Origin of the sequence: Paraburkholderia sp. WC7.3g, assembly GCF_050436345.1 — a bacterium.
Taxonomy (GTDB): Bacteria; Pseudomonadota; Gammaproteobacteria; order Burkholderiales; family Burkholderiaceae; genus Paraburkholderia; species Paraburkholderia podalyriae.
Genome location: NZ_JBNDMA010000002.1, coordinates 687,824 through 703,557, shown reverse-complemented (window position 1 = coordinate 703,557; position 15,734 = coordinate 687,824). Strand labels below are relative to the sequence as shown.

Below are 15,734 nucleotides of genomic sequence, written 5' to 3'. Positions count from 1 at the left end.
GGACATTTGTGGGGTTCGCTAAGACTACATCAACCGTGGGCGCTGCGGGCGGATGAATGAAATGTTGTCCTCCGACAAGTCGCTGTTGCGCTCGCATTGAGAAGGGCTTCCGCCGCGTACTGGTTGCGCATTCCCCGCTAGACTTTCCCCGCCAGATGAAAACGCGACGCCGGATGCCACAACTGCACGGACGTCGCGACGTCGTCGCCCACCCAGGTACGGCGCCATAGTTGCAAGCACGGCTCGCCGATTTCCATCGACAGATGACGCCGCACATACGCATCCGGCTTTTGAGCGTAGATGCGGAACTCCGCGCGTTGAATCGGCGCGAGACGCACCATGTAGTGATTCGGCGTCTCGACGGTGAAGTCTTGTTGCAGATACTCGCGGAACACCTTGGGATTGACGTATCGGTCCTCGTACTGAATCGGCTCGCCCTCCTCGCTATGCACGATGCACGAGTGAAAGGCCGGACCGCTCGAGAGACCGAGCGCTTCGAGCGCCTGCGGATCGCCGCTCGGTTCGAGCGTCAACACGCGCGCCGAATGACGATGACCGCGCGCGGCGATTTCATCGGCGATATTGCGGATTTCGAGCACGGTGGATTCGTACCGCTGCGGCGCGACAAACGTACCGGAACCCTGCACTCGCGCCAGCACGCGTTCAGCGGTCAATTCGCGCAGCGCGCGTGAGACCGTCATGCGCGCGACGCCGAACTCTTTCACCAGTTCTGCTTCTGATGGGATCAGACCGCCCGGCTTCCAATCGCCCTCGCTGATGCGCCGGATCACGTAGCGCTTGATCTGCTCGTAAGCGGGCATTGCTCTCGCCGGGGTCTCCTTGCAAGCGGCGCGCTCCGCGGTGCCGGCGCTTTGCGCGCCGGGTTGCGCCTGCATTTGCCCTTGTTTTTGATTATCTGTAATTGTGTTCATTCCGACCTCGTGGGTGGGTTGCGGCCCGCGCACCGGCTATGTCTGCCTCAGGCCACGCGCGCTGCGCCCAGTGTGTTGCTCGCGCTGTTCGCGGCTGCAGGAAATTTGTCCGCAGCCGCCAGGCTCGCAGTGGATGCACCCGCACCAAACTCCGCGCCGCTGCCCGGCGTCGCGTCGCGCGGCCTCATCTTACCGGGGCGCGGCAACAGCGGCGGCGCCTCGCCCGCGATCATCCGGAAGGCGACGCTCATGTCGTCGGCGAGCGGACGGTCGTCGCGATAAGTCGGCACGATCTGCCGCACGCGTTGCCACAGTGCCTGCGTATGCGGCGCGCGCGGCGCGTCCGTGGCTTGCAGATCGTAGGCCTGCGCCGCGGCCAACAGTTCGATCGCGACGATGCGCCCCGCGTTGTCGACGATCTCCAGCGCTTTCAGCGCGGCGGGCGTCGCGTGGCACAGGTGGTCCTCCTGCAAGCCCGACGTGATGCCGCCATCCAGACTGGCGGGCAGCGCGAGGCGCCGGTTCTGCGCGACGAGCGAGGCCGCCGTGTACTGCGCGATCATGAAGCCGGAACACGTGCCGCCCGGCTCCGCGAGAAACGCGGGCAAGCCGCTCACGAGCGGATTGACGAGACGGTCGAGCCGCCGCTCGGCCATCGCGGCCAGCTGGGCGATCGCGGTGGCGAGGCTGTCCATGGCCAGCGCGATGGATGCGCCCACCGCATGCGCCTGGGAATAGACGCGCGGATCTTCCGGCGTGCCGGCGACGATCGGGTTATCGGTAATCGACGCCAGTTCGCGGTTGACCACGTCGGCGGTCGCGGCGAGCACATCGCGCGCGGCGCCGTGTACATGCGGGATGGTGCGCATGGAGAGCGGGTCCTGCGTGCGCTGGCCGACCACTGCCGCGAGAATGCCGCTGTCGGCGAGCGCGGTGCGCATGCGTTCACCGACCAGGTTGAGGCCCGGTGAAATGCGCAACGCGAGCGAGTCTTCGTCGAATGCGGCGAGTTGGCCGCGCAGATTCTCGAAGCTCATCGCCGCGACCACATCGGTCCAATCGAGCAGACGCACCGCGCGCGCCAGCGCCAACGCGGCAAGTCCGGTCACGCATGGCGTGCCGTTGATGAGGCTGAGCCCTTCCTTCGCTTCAAGCACGAGCGGTTCGCGGCCAAGCATGCGCAGTGCTTCGCGACCCTTCAGACGCTCGCCGCGATACCGCACATATCCTTCGCCGATGCACACCAGCGCGATATGCGCCATATGGCTCAGATAACCGACCGAGCCGAACGCCGGCACTTCGGGCAAGCAATCGGCGTTAAGTAAGTCTACGAGTTGATCCGCGACTTCGAGACGGATGCCCGAATGCCCATGCGCGAAATTGTTCACTGCAGCGGCCATGATCGCGCGCGTCTCGGCGACACCGAGCGGTGCGCCGACGCCGACCGCATGACTCATCAGAATGTTGCGCGACAGCGTGCGCTGCTCGGTCGGCGACACGATCACGTCGCACAATGCGCCGACTCCGGTATTCACGCCATACGCGCGAATGCGGCGCTCGACGATCTGTTCGACGAGCACGCGTGCCGCTGCGATGCGCGCGCGGGCGTCGGCGGAAAGTTCGAGCGGCTCGCCGGCGGCGACCGCCGCCACCTGTGCCCAGTTGAGAGGACGATCGGAACGGATCACGGCCATGATAGTGCTCTGCGCGGTAAGTAACGTGATGTGAGGTGGCGACGCAGCGTCTTTGCGCGCGTCAGTTCGTCGTGCGGTCCTGGTGACTCGACACGAATTGCCGGAAGCGCTCCGACTTGCACTCGACGAAGACTTCGTCGGGCGTACCATCCGCTTCCACCTGGCCCTGATGCAGGAACATCACGCGATTCGACACGTGACGCGCAAAACCCATTTCGTGCGTGACGACCAGCATCGTGCGGCCTTCCTCCGCAAGCGAGCGCATCACGCGCAGCACTTCGCCGACCAGTTCGGGATCGAGCGCCGAAGTCGGTTCGTCGAACAGCATCACTTTCGGATGCATGGCCAGCGCGCGCGCAATCGCCACGCGCTGTTGCTGGCCACCTGACAGGTGCGCCGGATAGTGGCCGCGCTTTTCCGCGAGACCGACTTTCGCGAGCAGCGCCTCGGCTTCTTCAACCGACTCCGCGCGGCTGCGTTTCTGCACGCGCATCGGCCCTTCGATCAGGTTTTCGAGCACCGTCATATGCGACCAGAGGTTGAAGTTCTGGAACACCATGCCGAGTTGCGAGCGAATGCGGTCCACCTGGCGGCGGTCGCTCGGTTGCAGCTTGCCGTCTCCGCGACGTTTCATTTTCAGCTCTTCGCCGGCGAGCGCGACCGAACCGTCGTCCGGCGTTTCGAGCAGATTCAGGCAGCGCAGGAACGTGCTCTTGCCCGAGCCGCTCGCGCCGAGAACCGAGATCACGTCGCCTTGATGGGCGTCGAGCGAAATGCCTTTGAGCACGTGATGATCGCCGAACGATTTATGAATGTTCTTGACCGACAGTGCAACGGGTGCCGTAGCGTTCATGGAATTCTCCAGTTCATCCGAAATGGCCGGCGCTCAGGGCGCGGCGCGGCGTGCTTCGGTAGTGGCGGACGCCGGGCGGCTCTGCGCGGACGACTTCGGCGCCGCGCGCAGATGCCGCGACAGACGCGTCTCTAGCAGGCTCAGGGCGCGCACGATAATGAAGTTCAGAAACAGATAGATCAGCGCGGCGCAGATAAACACTTCCGTCGTGCGATATGTTTGCTGAATGATCTGCTGCGCGACGCCGGTCACTTCCCACACGGTGACGAGACTCGCGAGCGCCGTCGACTTGACGAGCAGCACGGCTTCCGTCGAATAAGCGGGCAGGCACTGACGCACTGCAATCGGGCCGATCACGCGGCGCAGCAGCGCGAAACCCGACAGGCCGATCGAATAGCCGGCCTCGATCTGCCCGACGGGCACCGCCATCAAGCCGCCGCGAATAATCTCCGCGGTGTAGCCGGCGGTGCACAGCGCAAGCGATAAGACGGCGCACATATAAGGCTCGCGCAGTACCGGCCACAGAAAGCTCTCGCGAATCACGCCGAACTGGCCCATGCCGTAGTACACGAGGAACATCTGGATCAACAGCGGCGAGCCGCGAAATACGAGGATATACGCGCGTGCGAAGCGGTTCGGCAGCCAGTGCGGCGACACGCGCATCGTGACGATCACGAGCGAGAGCAGACCGCCGAGAATCAGCGAACAAAAGAAGAGGCCAAGCGTGGTCGGCACGGCGGCGAGCAGCTGCTTGACCGTATCGAACAGAAAGTCGAAGTCGAAGTTCATGATGCCGTCGCCGTCAGTTGCGCGCGAAGTTGCGCTTGAAGGACCTGCCCACGCGCGCCTCGGCGTGGTTGAAAACGCGGTTCGAGATGCTGGTCATCAGCAGATACAGCGCGCCGCCGACCACGAAGAACGTGAAGTACTGATGCGTGGAGCTCGCCGCCACCTGGCTCGTGCGCAAAAGTTCGGCGAGACCCGTGACCGAAATCAGCGCGGAGTCCTTCAGGCTCAATTGCCATACGTTGCCGATGCCGGGCAGCGCGAAACGCAGCACTTGCGGAATGAGGATGCGACGCGCCATGGTCAAGGTCGGCATGCCGATGGAACGGGCTGCTTCCAGTTCCCCGCGCGACACCGCGAGCACCGCCGAGCGATACACCTCAGCCTGATACGCACCGGAAATCATGCCGACCGCGAGCGCGCCGATCGCGAATGGCGGCACGCCGACGAAACCCTCGGCGCCGAACCACTGGCCGACCGTGGTCACGAGCGTCGAGCCGCCGAAGTAGAAGAGATAGATGACGAGCAGTTCGGGCACGCCGCGAAACACCGTCGTATAGATATCGCCGATCACGCGCAGCGTGCGCAGGCGCGACAGCTTGGCCGCCGCGACCAGCGCGCCGAACACCGCGCCGAGCGCGAGCGCGGCCAGCGTGAGCGCGACGGTCATCAACGCCGCGAGCAGCACTACGCCGCCCCAGCCTTCCCGCCCGAAGCCGAGCATCTGTATCAGAGCCATTCCTTACCTCTCATTCACCACGGCCGATGAAACTGCTGCACGCGCGAACTCGCCCCGCACGTGCCGCATTCGTTCAACGCCTCGCGAATCAAGGCGTCACGTCGGTCTTGAACCACTTGGCGGACAGCTTCTTGACGGTGCCGTCGGCGAGCGCCGCGCTGATCGCCGCGTCGAACTTGGCCTTCAGGTCCGCGTCCTGCTTGCGGAACGCGAGGCCTTCGCCCGGGCCCCAGATCGGGCCGCCGATCTTCGGACCCGCCATCGCGATCGACGCGGTTTCCTTCTTGTCGATGTTCGCGGCGTAGTACGTGACATCGTCGAACGAAGCGTCGATGCGGCCGTTCGCCAGATCGAGATCGCGCTCCGGCGAGGTCTTGTAGACGCGGATCGTGGCAACGTCCTTGAAGCCGTCGTTGATGAACTTCGTATAGACGGTGCCCGACTGGATGCCGATGGTCTTGCCCTTCAACTGCTTGCGCAACGCGTCGACAGTCGGCTGATCGGCTTTCGGGTCGCCCGAGAGTCTGACGACGGCGGCGCCGGACGCCGCCTTGGGCAGCACTTTCGCGTCGGAAACGGCGAACGTGGCCGGCGTGGCCGCATACGGCTTTGAAAACGCGATGATCTTTTCGCGCTCCGGCGTGATCGAGATCGCGTCCATCAGCACGTCGAACTTGCCCGCTTGCAGGCCCGGAATCATGCCGTCCCAGTCTTGCGCAACCAGATTGCATTGCAGCTTGATGCGCTCGCAGAGGTTGGCGACCAGTTCCGGTTCGAAGCCGCCGAGCTTGCCGCCCGGCAAAGTCAGGTTCCACGGTGCGTAGCCGCCTTCGAGCGCGATCGTCACCGTCTTCCAGTCCCTTGCCTGCGCCGGTGCCGGTGCCGCGAAAATCGCCGCGGCGCCAAGCAGGGCGCCGATCAATGCTGTTGCTGCCGTGGTGCGTTTCATTTTCACGTCGAAACTCCTTAATTGAGGAAACCGTCGAGTCGAATGTTTAACCGTCGCCAATTTGTATAGACAAGACTGCATGAGTCAAAAAGCTGTCGCAAGCGGATTCGCGAAAAATTGCATCGATTATCGGGTAAGCCCCTAGATGTGGCTGTACGACGCGGCTCGTGGAGATGGTTGCGCACGACTGTGCGCATTCCGTCAGCGAGGCGGGATGCTTCGAACGGCGCATTATGTCTAGACAGGTTGATGTAGGCCCCGCAAAGTGCAGGGCTGTTGCGTCTACCAGACGAAAGAAACGAAGCGAAAGCGCACGCGCGCCATGTAGCCGGTATAGCTGTGGAGTTGTTCGGCGAGGAGGACTATCAAACAAACCTCACAGATGCTTAACCAGCGCAGCTCCACGGTTTTCCGCCGGTGAAGTTGCCCCCATAGTTGCCCCCACCTCGATCGGCTAGGCTGCATTTGCTAGGTGACTCCGCGCGGTAAAGCCGTAGCGCGTGGATCTGCGTCGGCGGCTCCCTGCCGCGAGGTTGGCCCAGAGTCTCGAGGACGGTTAAACCGTCATCAGTCCAGTAGGCACATCTGCCCCCGTGCTTCAAGTTGCTATTGCTTTTGGCGGCACTAACCAGTGCAAGCACCAGTGGTTTCAATCCACGCGCCCGTGAGGATCGACCTGCGGGTCGACTATGAATCAGGTTCGCCCCGCCCTGTTTCAATCCACGCGCCTCACGTGAGGCGCGACGGGTTGTGCCCCGACGTTGAGCCGATTGCGGCCTCGTTTCAATCCACGCGCCCGCATAGGGCGCGACTCAGCTTCGGCCACGCCTGTATAGCCTTCGCGCGTGATTCAATCCACGCGCCCACGTAGGGCGCAACGTTGCGCACGTCCGATTCGCAGTCGGTGTGGATGTTTCAATCCACGCGCCGTCTTAAGGCGCGACGCGATTTGCTGCAGCGTCTGCAGCTGGTAGTTCATGTTTCAATCCATGCGCCACGGGGCACGACCAATTCACGTACGTCGTCGATATAGTCGAGCATTGGGTTTCAATCCACGCGTCCCCGCGGGATGCGACATAAGGCCCGTACCTCCTTCCGATGTCAGCGTCATGTTTCAATCCACACGCCCGCGTAGGGCGCAACTAGTACCGCTTCTTCTTCACCACCGGGTAGCAGTTGCTTCAATCCACGCGCCCGCGGAGGGCGCGACACGCCTCATGAACCTGTTGTTCCAGGCCGACGACAAGTTTCAATCCACACGCCCGCGTAGGGCACGGGCTCGGGCGGCGGTGCGGGTGGCGAGCAGTTTCAATCCACGCGCCTCCGGCGGAGCGCGACTTGTACTCAAAACCCCTCGATAATCTCAGGCTTGAGCCCTGGCAGCGCCTTACACAGCGCCTTCTCGTCAAAACATCCGTCGGGCTGCAGCAGACTACGCAAGGTGTCGTGAACCTTGACTGACGAGTATTGGCCCAGCTTCGACCTGTGCTTCCACCATACGACCTTGAGCACATGCATACTCCCCTCTGGCCGCCCCGAAGCGGCATCATTTTCGAACAGCCGGGAAAGCTGCGCCTTGATGAGCGCGGCATCCGCATCACTGAAGCCGGTGCGCTCAGCCAGTTGCGGATTCATGCTGCCGTAGGTTTCGTAGATGCCGAAATCCACCCGGTGCTTCATGCCCATCGTATCGGAACTGCGTTTGGTTCCATCACCACTGCCGCTCACACTTTTTGTGATCTGGGTACTCGTGATCGTCACGGGCTCCTTGCTGAAGGCTGAATGGATGGTGACCGGCCCACGGACACCGACCGAAACACCATCCGCATCGTTCTCTTTGCCGCGAGCGAAGATCTGACCAAACGCACGTACGTCAAACCATCGTGCGCAGGCCAGCCGGACGATTTCATCCCTGTTGCAACCTGGCTTGAGCGTGCCCTTTCCGAGCGCGGTTTCAAAACGGCTACGCAGGCTGACTTCGCCATCGGTCTTGCGGTCGTCTGCCTGGACGAAGATCGCGTGGCCGGTTTCCTGCAAACGATCTCGCAATTTCCGCTTGATGCAAACGTCGGTCATCTCACCATTGCCCGAATAGTCCGTTCGTGGCCGATTGCCATTAAGCGGATCGCCGTTGGGGTTGGCGTTCCTGACACGGAAGACGACAGCGAAGTCAATCTTGTTTTTCAACGTGGTCATTATGGTTGCCTCTCAGGCTTGCGGTCGTCTGCCGGGGAGAAGATCGTCCGGCCGGTTTCCTGCCAACGGTCGCGCAAAATGCGCTTGAGGCAAACGTAGGAAATCTCACCCCCGCCCGAATAATCCGTTCGTGGCCGATCGCCGTTGGGGTTGGCGTGCATGATGCGGAAGACGACAGCGAAGTCAATCTTCCTCAACTTCGTCATTTTGTTTGCTCTCAGGTCAAGGTTACTTCGGGGGCGCGTCTTCCTCGACACCAGCATAAAGATGACTTCGCTGACAGTGATACCCGAGCAGGAATTCCGCAGTGAGCGGGGAATTACTGCAGAACTGCTCCGGATCGAATGACGCGAGAACGGCATCCAGCTGGCGTTCCCGACTAATCAGAAAGCCTGGCGCACGGGAGCGCAACCGAATCTTGTAGGGCGACAGCTGCAGCTCCAGCGTGCGCCACGTTGTGTACGGCCGGTCAGCGAAGTGCTGCATTAACCGGGCGGCATTGGTCGCGCGCTGTTCACTCGCGTCGCGCAAAGCGAAGCCTTCGATGTTCTCCGCGAGAGCAAGCAGACGTCCGAACAGGTAGTCGCGGCTGGTACGGTCAGTTTCGAGTGTCATCTGGTAGGCCCTCTCCCGATATAGGCCTTTGAACAGTGAGCAGGCAATTCCAAGGCATTTTTCCCACTCCCAGCGAGGCACCATGGCGACCCGGTTTGCAACAAACCGGCGTCGGGTGGCATCGACGAGATCTCGATGAACCGGAACCCCTTCCACGATGCAGGGCAATAGCCGCTCGCGCGTTAGCGCTTCCAGTTTCTCGTCGACGCGCTGCCCATACGCAGCCTCGGCGATACTCTGGGGCGACGGGGCGCCGATAAATTTGAGGTCCTTTCCGAAGTCTTGCGGCCAGGCGAACGACTGGTGCCAGTCCTCCAGACGCTGCAGAAATTCAGACCCGGACAGTTCCCGGTAGAACGTAATTGACATCCGGCCCGGCGTGGCTGAATCGAGCGCCAAAATCTGCACCCCCTCCGAGCCGTCAAGGCGCGCACGGTATCCGTTGATCGCCAGCCGGAGTCGCTTCGCGAAAATCTCGCCGGCACTGGGATCTCCCGCCGGCGTGACGGACACGGCCAGACCCTGAAACGTGTCCATCATTGGGTCGGGAACATCGATCCCCTCGATACTCCAGCTCACGATGGTCTGACTACCCCGGCGAGAGCCCTGGCGTTCAATAAGCCAGCGCAACGCGTTGTGAGCCTTCTGGGTGACCTCATACCCTACTCCGACCGCCTGCGCAGCATCGGTGAACCGGCCGCGGAAAGTGAAGCCGGACGTGCCGTTGGTAGAAATCAGCTTGGCCTTGTCGGTGCCATGGCGTAGCTTGGCCGGATGCTGCCCAGCAAGCCGGGTGACCTTCCCCGCTACCATGCAGTAACCCTGTACCGCCGGCGTGGTCGCGTAATACTCGATCCACGCATCCCGCAAACTGACGTCCTCCCAGGTACCGGAAGCCTCGCTTTTGTCCTCCACTCGCCAGCGGACGAACGCATCCGCGGGCAACCGGCCGGGCGAGAGCGCCTTGAAGATCGGCGGAGCACGATCCTTGTCGCCAGCCCATTGCCTGGCAAGCTGGCCGGCACGATCGACAGGAAGAATCTTTGCTTCAACCAGATCCGCCATGACGCGGCCACGCCTGACGTACCGGAGGATCGCTTCGAGCTTCGGATGCCCGTACGCGGACGCGGCCCAAGCCGAAAGCTGCGACAGGTAATCGCGGTGAGGCTCGCCCGGGTCGTGGGCGAACCCCGATGTGACTTCCCCGCCGTGGGCAACAAAATCGGCTGCCAGATATTGCAGCTTGTCGCACAGCGGATGACTGACCGGCTTGCTACCTGAGCGACCGCCCGAGGCCTCGGTGCATGGTATGAGCGTCGTGCCGTGCTCCTTCTCCAGCATAGAAGCGCGGCGGAGCCGGCCCCGACCGTCGAGAACGATCTCCACCTGGGCCTGCTGCGTGGTATGCCCGGTCGGCAGGATACGACCCGAGCCATCCGGTTCGTGGCCATAACAGATCTCGCAGGTCTCATAGAGTTTCTGCAGCCAGCTCATGCCCCCACTCCCAATGCGGCCGCTTCTACATCAACGTCGAGCACGTTACTGCCGAGGCCGAACGGCTTGCACGTCATGCTGCGCAGTAGCTTGGGCTCATCGCATTTTTCCGGGCGCGGGAACCGGATGTGGCCGTCGCACATGACGGGACGCCAGAAGCGTGCACGAAACTCCGGAACCCCGATTTCATCGGGATAATCGAATCCGTGAAACATCACGCCGAACGCCAGCTCGCCATCGTGATCAAGCGCACCGTCGCCTTCGCCGAAGACGCAGGGCTCGACATAGCCCTGGCAGTCACGAATACCCAGGAAGATGTCCTGGCGGCCACCTCGTTCCAAACTCCGCAAGGCAATCGCGCGATGTTTGCCGTCGATTCGATCCTTCGCGAGCTCCGGACGGTGCAGATTCCATTCGAAGTGCGCGCGCACCTGATATTCGACATCGGCCAGGAACGTGTAGATTGCAAGGTCGTTGCCACCGCCATATACCCGCGGTTTGACACCTTTGGTCTGGGTGCGGATGCGCTTCATGATTCGAAGCTCGTCGATAAACCAGATCAGGGTGGGCTTCCAGTAAATCGACTTGACCACCCCCTTCAACGCTTCGTAGGTCGGAACGTGGTATGAGCATTTCTCGCCGCCCACCTTCGTCAGCGGATCCGTGAACAGCGCATACCGTCCACGTAGCGAGAACTCAATCGTATTGCGCGGAATTGCCTGTGATCTCATACCAGGACCTCCTTACCTTGACGGCTTAGACGGACAACCCGAAGCGTTCGCTGTAGTAGCGACGATTCACGCTGTAAATGCGCAGATCCTTGCTGACGAGATGCAAGGCACCCAGCCGGTTCAATTTCTCGAAAACGTACGGAAAGACATTCACGGAGTACCGCTGCGCCGACCGCAACAAGGAAGACGCGTTGGACAGGTCGGGCGAGCTGCACAGGTCGTTTATCAACGCCATGCCCTGATTCCCGTAAGGCACCACAATGCCCTGCGTCGGCGCATCGATGGCACTGAACTGCTGACTGGCCGTCATGAACGGCTGCCTGAAAAGATACGGAGGAGGCTTGCCCTGACGGCGCTTGTACTCATCGACCAGGCGCTCATTGGTGGAAAGCAACTCCAGCAGCGTGCCTCTGTAACCTACCGTGTCACCCGGCACGGCGTAGCTCATGTCCGCGGCACGCTCGAAAAAGTAGTAGCGGTAGTAATCGCGCATGGCCTGCGTGCCGAGGATGTTGCCGTCATACAGGCCTGGATCGGCGCGATAGTCGTCCAGTACGCGCTTCGCATGCTCCCGACCAATCGCGATGTCCGGTAGCATGGCCAGCCGCTCATTGACGGGATCAACGACATAGACGTGTCCTTTTTCAAGACGGCCATTGCGGTTACACCGGCCGGCTGCCTGCGCGATTGAGTCGAGACCCGCCAGACTGCGGATCACGACGTCAAAATCCACATCGACACCAGCCTCGATCAACTGCGTGCTGATACACAGCACCGGTGCCCGTTTCGTGGACTCGAGCCGTTCGCGCACCTTGCCAAGCTCCAGCTGGCGATGGGCGGGGCACATGTCGGTACTGAGATGGTAAAGACAGTCCTCGCCGACGTCCGCGCTTAGCAGGTCAAACAGGCTTCGCGCGTGCACCTTGGTGTTCACGATCACCAGGCAACGTCCGGTGTTGCGAAATTCAGCTAACGCAAGCTGGGCAATTTCCTCGTCGCCCCATCCGCCGGGTTTGCGCAGGTCGTCGACCTCCACACGCTTGAGCTCGTCGAACAGGGCTCTAACGTCAGGGATCAGATCCGACTCTGGCGAAATCCGCACCGCGCCTTTCTCCGGCTCAACCTTATCCAACAATGGTTGCGTGGCCGTACACAACAGCGCGGTGCTGTTGCATTGCTCGACCAGGAAATTGATCGCGTTGTTGAACAGGTGCACGCAGCGCACGGGCAGCGTCTGGACTTCATCGAAGACCAGCACACTGTTGGCGAGCTGGTGCATGTGCCGTGCGCCGCGCGTACCGGAACCAAACAGCGTTTCGAGAAACTGCACCATCGTCGTAAATACGACCGGCGCATCCCAGTCTTCGCTCAGAATCTTCTCTCGCCAGGTTTGCCGTTCCGGCGTGAGATTGCTGTGGTGCTCCAAGACGACACGACCTTCATCGTGCGGCATGTCAACAGGCTCAAGGACCTGGCGCACGATGCCCGCGTTCTGCTCGATAATCGAAGTAAAGGGTATGACGTAGATGATGCGATCGAGCTTGCGATGCTGCGCATGATGCAATGCGAAGCGAAGGCTGGCGAGCGTCTTCCCGCCGCCGGTCGGGACGGTCAGCGGATAAATGCCCCTATCCCTCGTCGCCGCATCCAGACACCAGTCAGAAATGCCGCGACGCAACGCATCGATCGGCTGTGGCGCTTCGAGCGCGAAAAGATAACGCTCCAGCCGCCGTATCAGGTCCGGCCACCGGGCATCTTCGACATGCTGGCGCAATCCCATCCGGGCCGGCTTCTCAAAGTCGGCGGTGTCGATGCGATCGCCTGCAATCAGGCAACTGAACAGGAAACGCACAAGCAGGCCAAATTGCTGGAAACGCGGAATCAGGGCACCGGAATTCGCGCTCTTGATGCGCTCCCTTATGCGCCTGACGTCTGCCAGCAATTGAGGATCATTCAGTACTTCTCGACCGCGCGAGAGGATATTGGCATCTGCGACCTTGCATACTTCGTCCAGATGGGTAAGGTGGCGCGATCAAATTTGAAGTGCAACACCTTGCTCGTGTAAGGTGTGCCAATGCAAAAAAGAAGTTACCAACAACTGCAGCCTGAAGAACGCATGACGATTGCAAGCATGAAGCAGCAGGGTTCGAGCGTTCAGGTCATCGCCCGAACACTCGGGCGCGCGGCGTCAACCGTGAGCCGCGAGCTGACCAGGAACACGTGTTCTGCCGTGGGCTATGCGTCTGCACCAGCGCAGGCGCTCAGCACGAGCCGACGCGAGGCTGCGCGCCCGTGTCCCAAGCTGCACCCTCAAAGCGTGTCGTGGCGCGTGGTACTCACCCTGCTGGAATGGAAGTGGTCGCCCCAGCAGATCTCAGGTACCCTCAAGCGCATGTGGCCCAACGATCCGACCCAGCATGTCTCGCACGAGACCATCTACACCGCCATCTATGCCCAGCCACGCGGCGAGCTGCGCCGCCAGCTTATCGCCTGTCTGCGCCACGGCCACAGCACGCGTATGTCACGCAAGCGGGGCACTGACCGGCGCGGCCAGATCCCCGACATGGTGAGCATCCATGTGCGCCCGCCTGAGGTCGATGACCGGGTGATGCCAGGCCATTGGGAAGGCGACTTTATCAAGGGTGCCGGCAACCAGTCTTCCGTCGGCGTGCTGGTTGAGCGCACCAGTCGCCTGGTGCTGCTGGCGAAGATGGACGACGCCACCGCCGCCTCGGCCCTGGCCGGCTTCACTGCGAAGCTGAATTCGATCGCTGCGCCCCTGCGCCAGAGCTTCACTTACGACCAGGGCAAGGAAATGACCCGCCATCAGGAGCTCAGCGCCGCCACCGGCGTGCGCGTGTACTTCTGCGATCCGCACAGCCCCTGGCAACGCGGCACCTGTGAGAACACCAACGGGCTGCTGCGTCAGTACTTGCCAAAAGGCACCGACCTCTCGATCTACAGCCAGGACGAACTCGATGCCATCGCCGACAGCCTCAACAGCCGACCGCGTGCTACGCATGCATTTCATTCGCCATTCGAGGTGTTCGAACGTATGCTCGCAACCGCTTCCATAACTTCAGCTTCCGTTCATTAACCCGCTGTTGCGCTTCACCTTTGAAACCGCCGGTCATTATCCTTTCCCATACGGCGCATGAAGTTGTCGTCACCGTCTGGCGCCACGCAGTCTATTAACCCGGAGTGATGGGATGCAATACAGAGCGCAGCCAACTGAGCGGCGCAGTTTACGTCAATGTCATGACGCGCACCGGCTGAATGCTGCCAGACGAACTGCGCGCCAGCAGTGGAATGGTCGATCTTGCCTTTGAGCCTGCCGGCATCGACCCATGTTTCGTCCTCGTCGGAATTTAGGTGCCCGGTTGCAGATTTCAGATAATTCTGGAAGTCGTGACCGTACTTTCCCAGATCATGGAGCAGGCCGAGCAGTTCGCCGAGCAACGGCATACCGATCTTACCGCCAAAAAGTTTTCCCCAGAACGCTACCGCCCATAGATGATCGGCAAGGGGCTGCCATTGGCGGTCTGACTGCCTGTAGTGCGCGACGATGTGCGGGTCGCTAGAGGCGGGGCTTTCCAGTCCATCCATAGTTGGCTCTGTGCAGTTGTGTAGAACAGCGGCAAATCACGGCTATTCCGCACGGCAATACATCGCCTTGTACGACATGTTGCACAGCCTAATTCTTGGATGATAGGCTGTCAACATCGATAATTGCGAAGTGTCATGGCACAGAAGCCCCACAAGTCCAATCCTGACGAATTGCCGCCGACAATCCTGCAGCGTCTCGCACACATCGAGCGCTGTCTCTTCTGGAAAGGGGAACTGCGGCGCGCCGATCTCGTGAATACGTTTGGTATCAATCCCGCCCAGGCAGCAATGGATTTCCGACTTTACATGGCACGCCACCCCGGCAACATGGACTACAACAAGTCCAGGAAACGTTATCTGCCGCTATCTGGTTTCCAGCCGCAATTGATTGAGCCGACAACGCTTGACGAGTTTGTGCCGATGACGTCGCCCCGGATTCCCGTCGCCACATGGCCACTGCCGAAAAGGCGAGCCACCCCCCATGTGCTGCTTGCAATGGTGACGGCGGTCAGGGAACGGCAAAAGATCGAGGTGAAATATCAGTCGATGACCGGTGAAACGCCAACTTGGCGATGGCTGTCGCCGCACGCGTTTGCTAATGATGGTGAACGGTGGCACGTGCGGGCTTTCTGTCATACACATGGCGACTTCCGGGATTTCGCGCTAGGCCGCATTCTGTCGACACGCCACGGGAAGCCCGGCGGCGAGGACCCCACGTTCGATCGAGAGTGGAACACCACAGTTGAAGTCACGGTGATGCCGAATCCGGGTCTCGACGCGGACAAGCGTGCTGCCATCGCGGCGGAATACGATCTTCCCCCAAAGACGCTGAAGCTGACACTCGGGTTGCGAGAGTCGATGCTGTTCTACGTGAAAGCGAAATTTGACCCGGAAACGGATCCAAACCCTGTTGCGCACCAGATTGTCGTTGGGCGCCAAGACATGAATCCCAAAAAGCGGCGTTGATTAATGCATCGTCCGCGAGCAACACGGCACCGCACAACGCCGCAACGATAATGTCGCGAGAGTCGGCCGAGCATGGTGACACGAGCAACAGAAGTTTAAGGTAGCACTTCTGCGCTTCGTCGTAGATGACAACGCTGCGTGCAATTCAATCCAACCCCGCTCACAACTCAGCC

14 protein-coding genes are annotated in these 15,734 nt (G+C 61.2%); 2 read left to right on the top strand and 12 right to left on the bottom strand.

The genetic code is table 11. The annotated features are described in order from the left end of the window. Positions 1-137: 137 nt before the first annotated feature. The 11 genes from hutC to cas3 all read right to left on the bottom strand — a co-directional run bounded on the left by hutC (position 138) and on the right by cas3 (position 12,931). Positions 138-932: a histidine utilization repressor gene (gene hutC / locus OKW43_RS14760; RefSeq protein WP_376776246.1), complete on the bottom strand. Its 795-nt coding sequence runs from the start codon at positions 930-932 to the stop codon at positions 138-140. Positions 933-979: 47 nt separating this feature from the next. After that, a complete protein-coding gene (locus OKW43_RS14755) occupies positions 980-2,626 on the bottom strand; it encodes an HAL/PAL/TAL family ammonia-lyase (RefSeq protein ID WP_429448121.1) in 1,647 nt (548 codons plus the stop codon). 61 nt (positions 2,627-2,687) lie between these two features. After that, on the bottom strand, positions 2,688-3,479 hold the full coding sequence (locus OKW43_RS14750; protein WP_187632267.1) for an ABC transporter ATP-binding protein: 792 nt from the start codon (positions 3,477-3,479) through the stop codon (positions 2,688-2,690). 33 nt (positions 3,480-3,512) lie between these two features. Further along, positions 3,513-4,268: an ABC transporter permease gene (locus OKW43_RS14745; RefSeq protein ID WP_429448119.1), complete on the bottom strand. Its 756-nt coding sequence runs from the start codon at positions 4,266-4,268 to the stop codon at positions 3,513-3,515. Between the two features lie 13 nt (positions 4,269-4,281). Then, the gene (locus OKW43_RS14740) at positions 4,282-5,004 is read right to left on the bottom strand and encodes an ABC transporter permease (RefSeq protein WP_429448117.1); all 723 of its coding nucleotides are present in this window, start codon (positions 5,002-5,004) and stop codon (positions 4,282-4,284) included. An 88-nt stretch (positions 5,005-5,092) separates the two neighbouring features. Next, positions 5,093-5,953 (bottom strand): transporter substrate-binding domain-containing protein, encoded by an 861-nt coding sequence (locus OKW43_RS14735; protein ID WP_429451678.1) that lies wholly within the window; start codon positions 5,951-5,953, stop codon positions 5,093-5,095. Positions 5,954-7,297: 1,344 nt separating this feature from the next. Then, on the bottom strand, positions 7,298-8,149 hold the full coding sequence (gene cas7c / locus OKW43_RS14730; RefSeq protein WP_429448115.1) for a type I-C CRISPR-associated protein Cas7/Csd2: 852 nt from the start codon (positions 8,147-8,149) through the stop codon (positions 7,298-7,300). Then, positions 8,149-8,355 (bottom strand): type I CRISPR-associated protein Cas7, encoded by a 207-nt coding sequence (locus OKW43_RS14725; RefSeq protein ID WP_429448113.1) that lies wholly within the window; start codon positions 8,353-8,355, stop codon positions 8,149-8,151. Before OKW43_RS14725 ends, cas7c begins: the two co-directional genes overlap by 1 nt. Positions 8,356-8,377: 22 nt before the next feature. Then, complete coding sequence (gene cas8c / locus OKW43_RS14720; RefSeq protein ID WP_429448111.1) at positions 8,378-10,258, bottom strand: type I-C CRISPR-associated protein Cas8c/Csd1; 1,881 nt, start codon at positions 10,256-10,258, stop codon at positions 8,378-8,380. Then, on the bottom strand, positions 10,255-10,989 hold the full coding sequence (cas5c, locus tag OKW43_RS14715) for a type I-C CRISPR-associated protein Cas5c (protein ID WP_429448109.1): 735 nt from the start codon (positions 10,987-10,989) through the stop codon (positions 10,255-10,257). The genes cas8c and cas5c overlap by 4 nt, the downstream gene beginning before the upstream one ends. A gap of 25 nt (positions 10,990-11,014) precedes the next feature. Next, complete coding sequence (gene cas3, locus OKW43_RS14710) at positions 11,015-12,931, bottom strand: CRISPR-associated helicase Cas3' (RefSeq protein ID WP_429448107.1); 1,917 nt, start codon at positions 12,929-12,931, stop codon at positions 11,015-11,017. Positions 12,932-13,063: 132 nt separating this feature from the next. Here cas3 and OKW43_RS14705 point away from each other — a divergent pair, with 132 nt between their 5' ends. Then, complete coding sequence (locus tag OKW43_RS14705; protein ID WP_429445436.1) at positions 13,064-14,086, top strand: IS30 family transposase; 1,023 nt, start codon at positions 13,064-13,066, stop codon at positions 14,084-14,086. A gap of 14 nt (positions 14,087-14,100) precedes the next feature. On the opposite strand, the gene OKW43_RS14700 is transcribed toward OKW43_RS14705, so the two are convergent. After that, positions 14,101-14,595, bottom strand: a complete 495-nt coding sequence (locus OKW43_RS14700; RefSeq protein ID WP_429448105.1) for a CRISPR-associated endonuclease Cas3'' — start codon at positions 14,593-14,595, stop codon at positions 14,101-14,103. Positions 14,596-14,730: 135 nt separating this feature from the next. Here OKW43_RS14700 and OKW43_RS14695 point away from each other — a divergent pair, with 135 nt between their 5' ends. Continuing rightward, a complete protein-coding gene (locus OKW43_RS14695) occupies positions 14,731-15,561 on the top strand; it encodes a helix-turn-helix transcriptional regulator (protein ID WP_429448103.1) in 831 nt (276 codons plus the stop codon). Positions 15,562-15,734 lie beyond the last annotated feature (173 nt).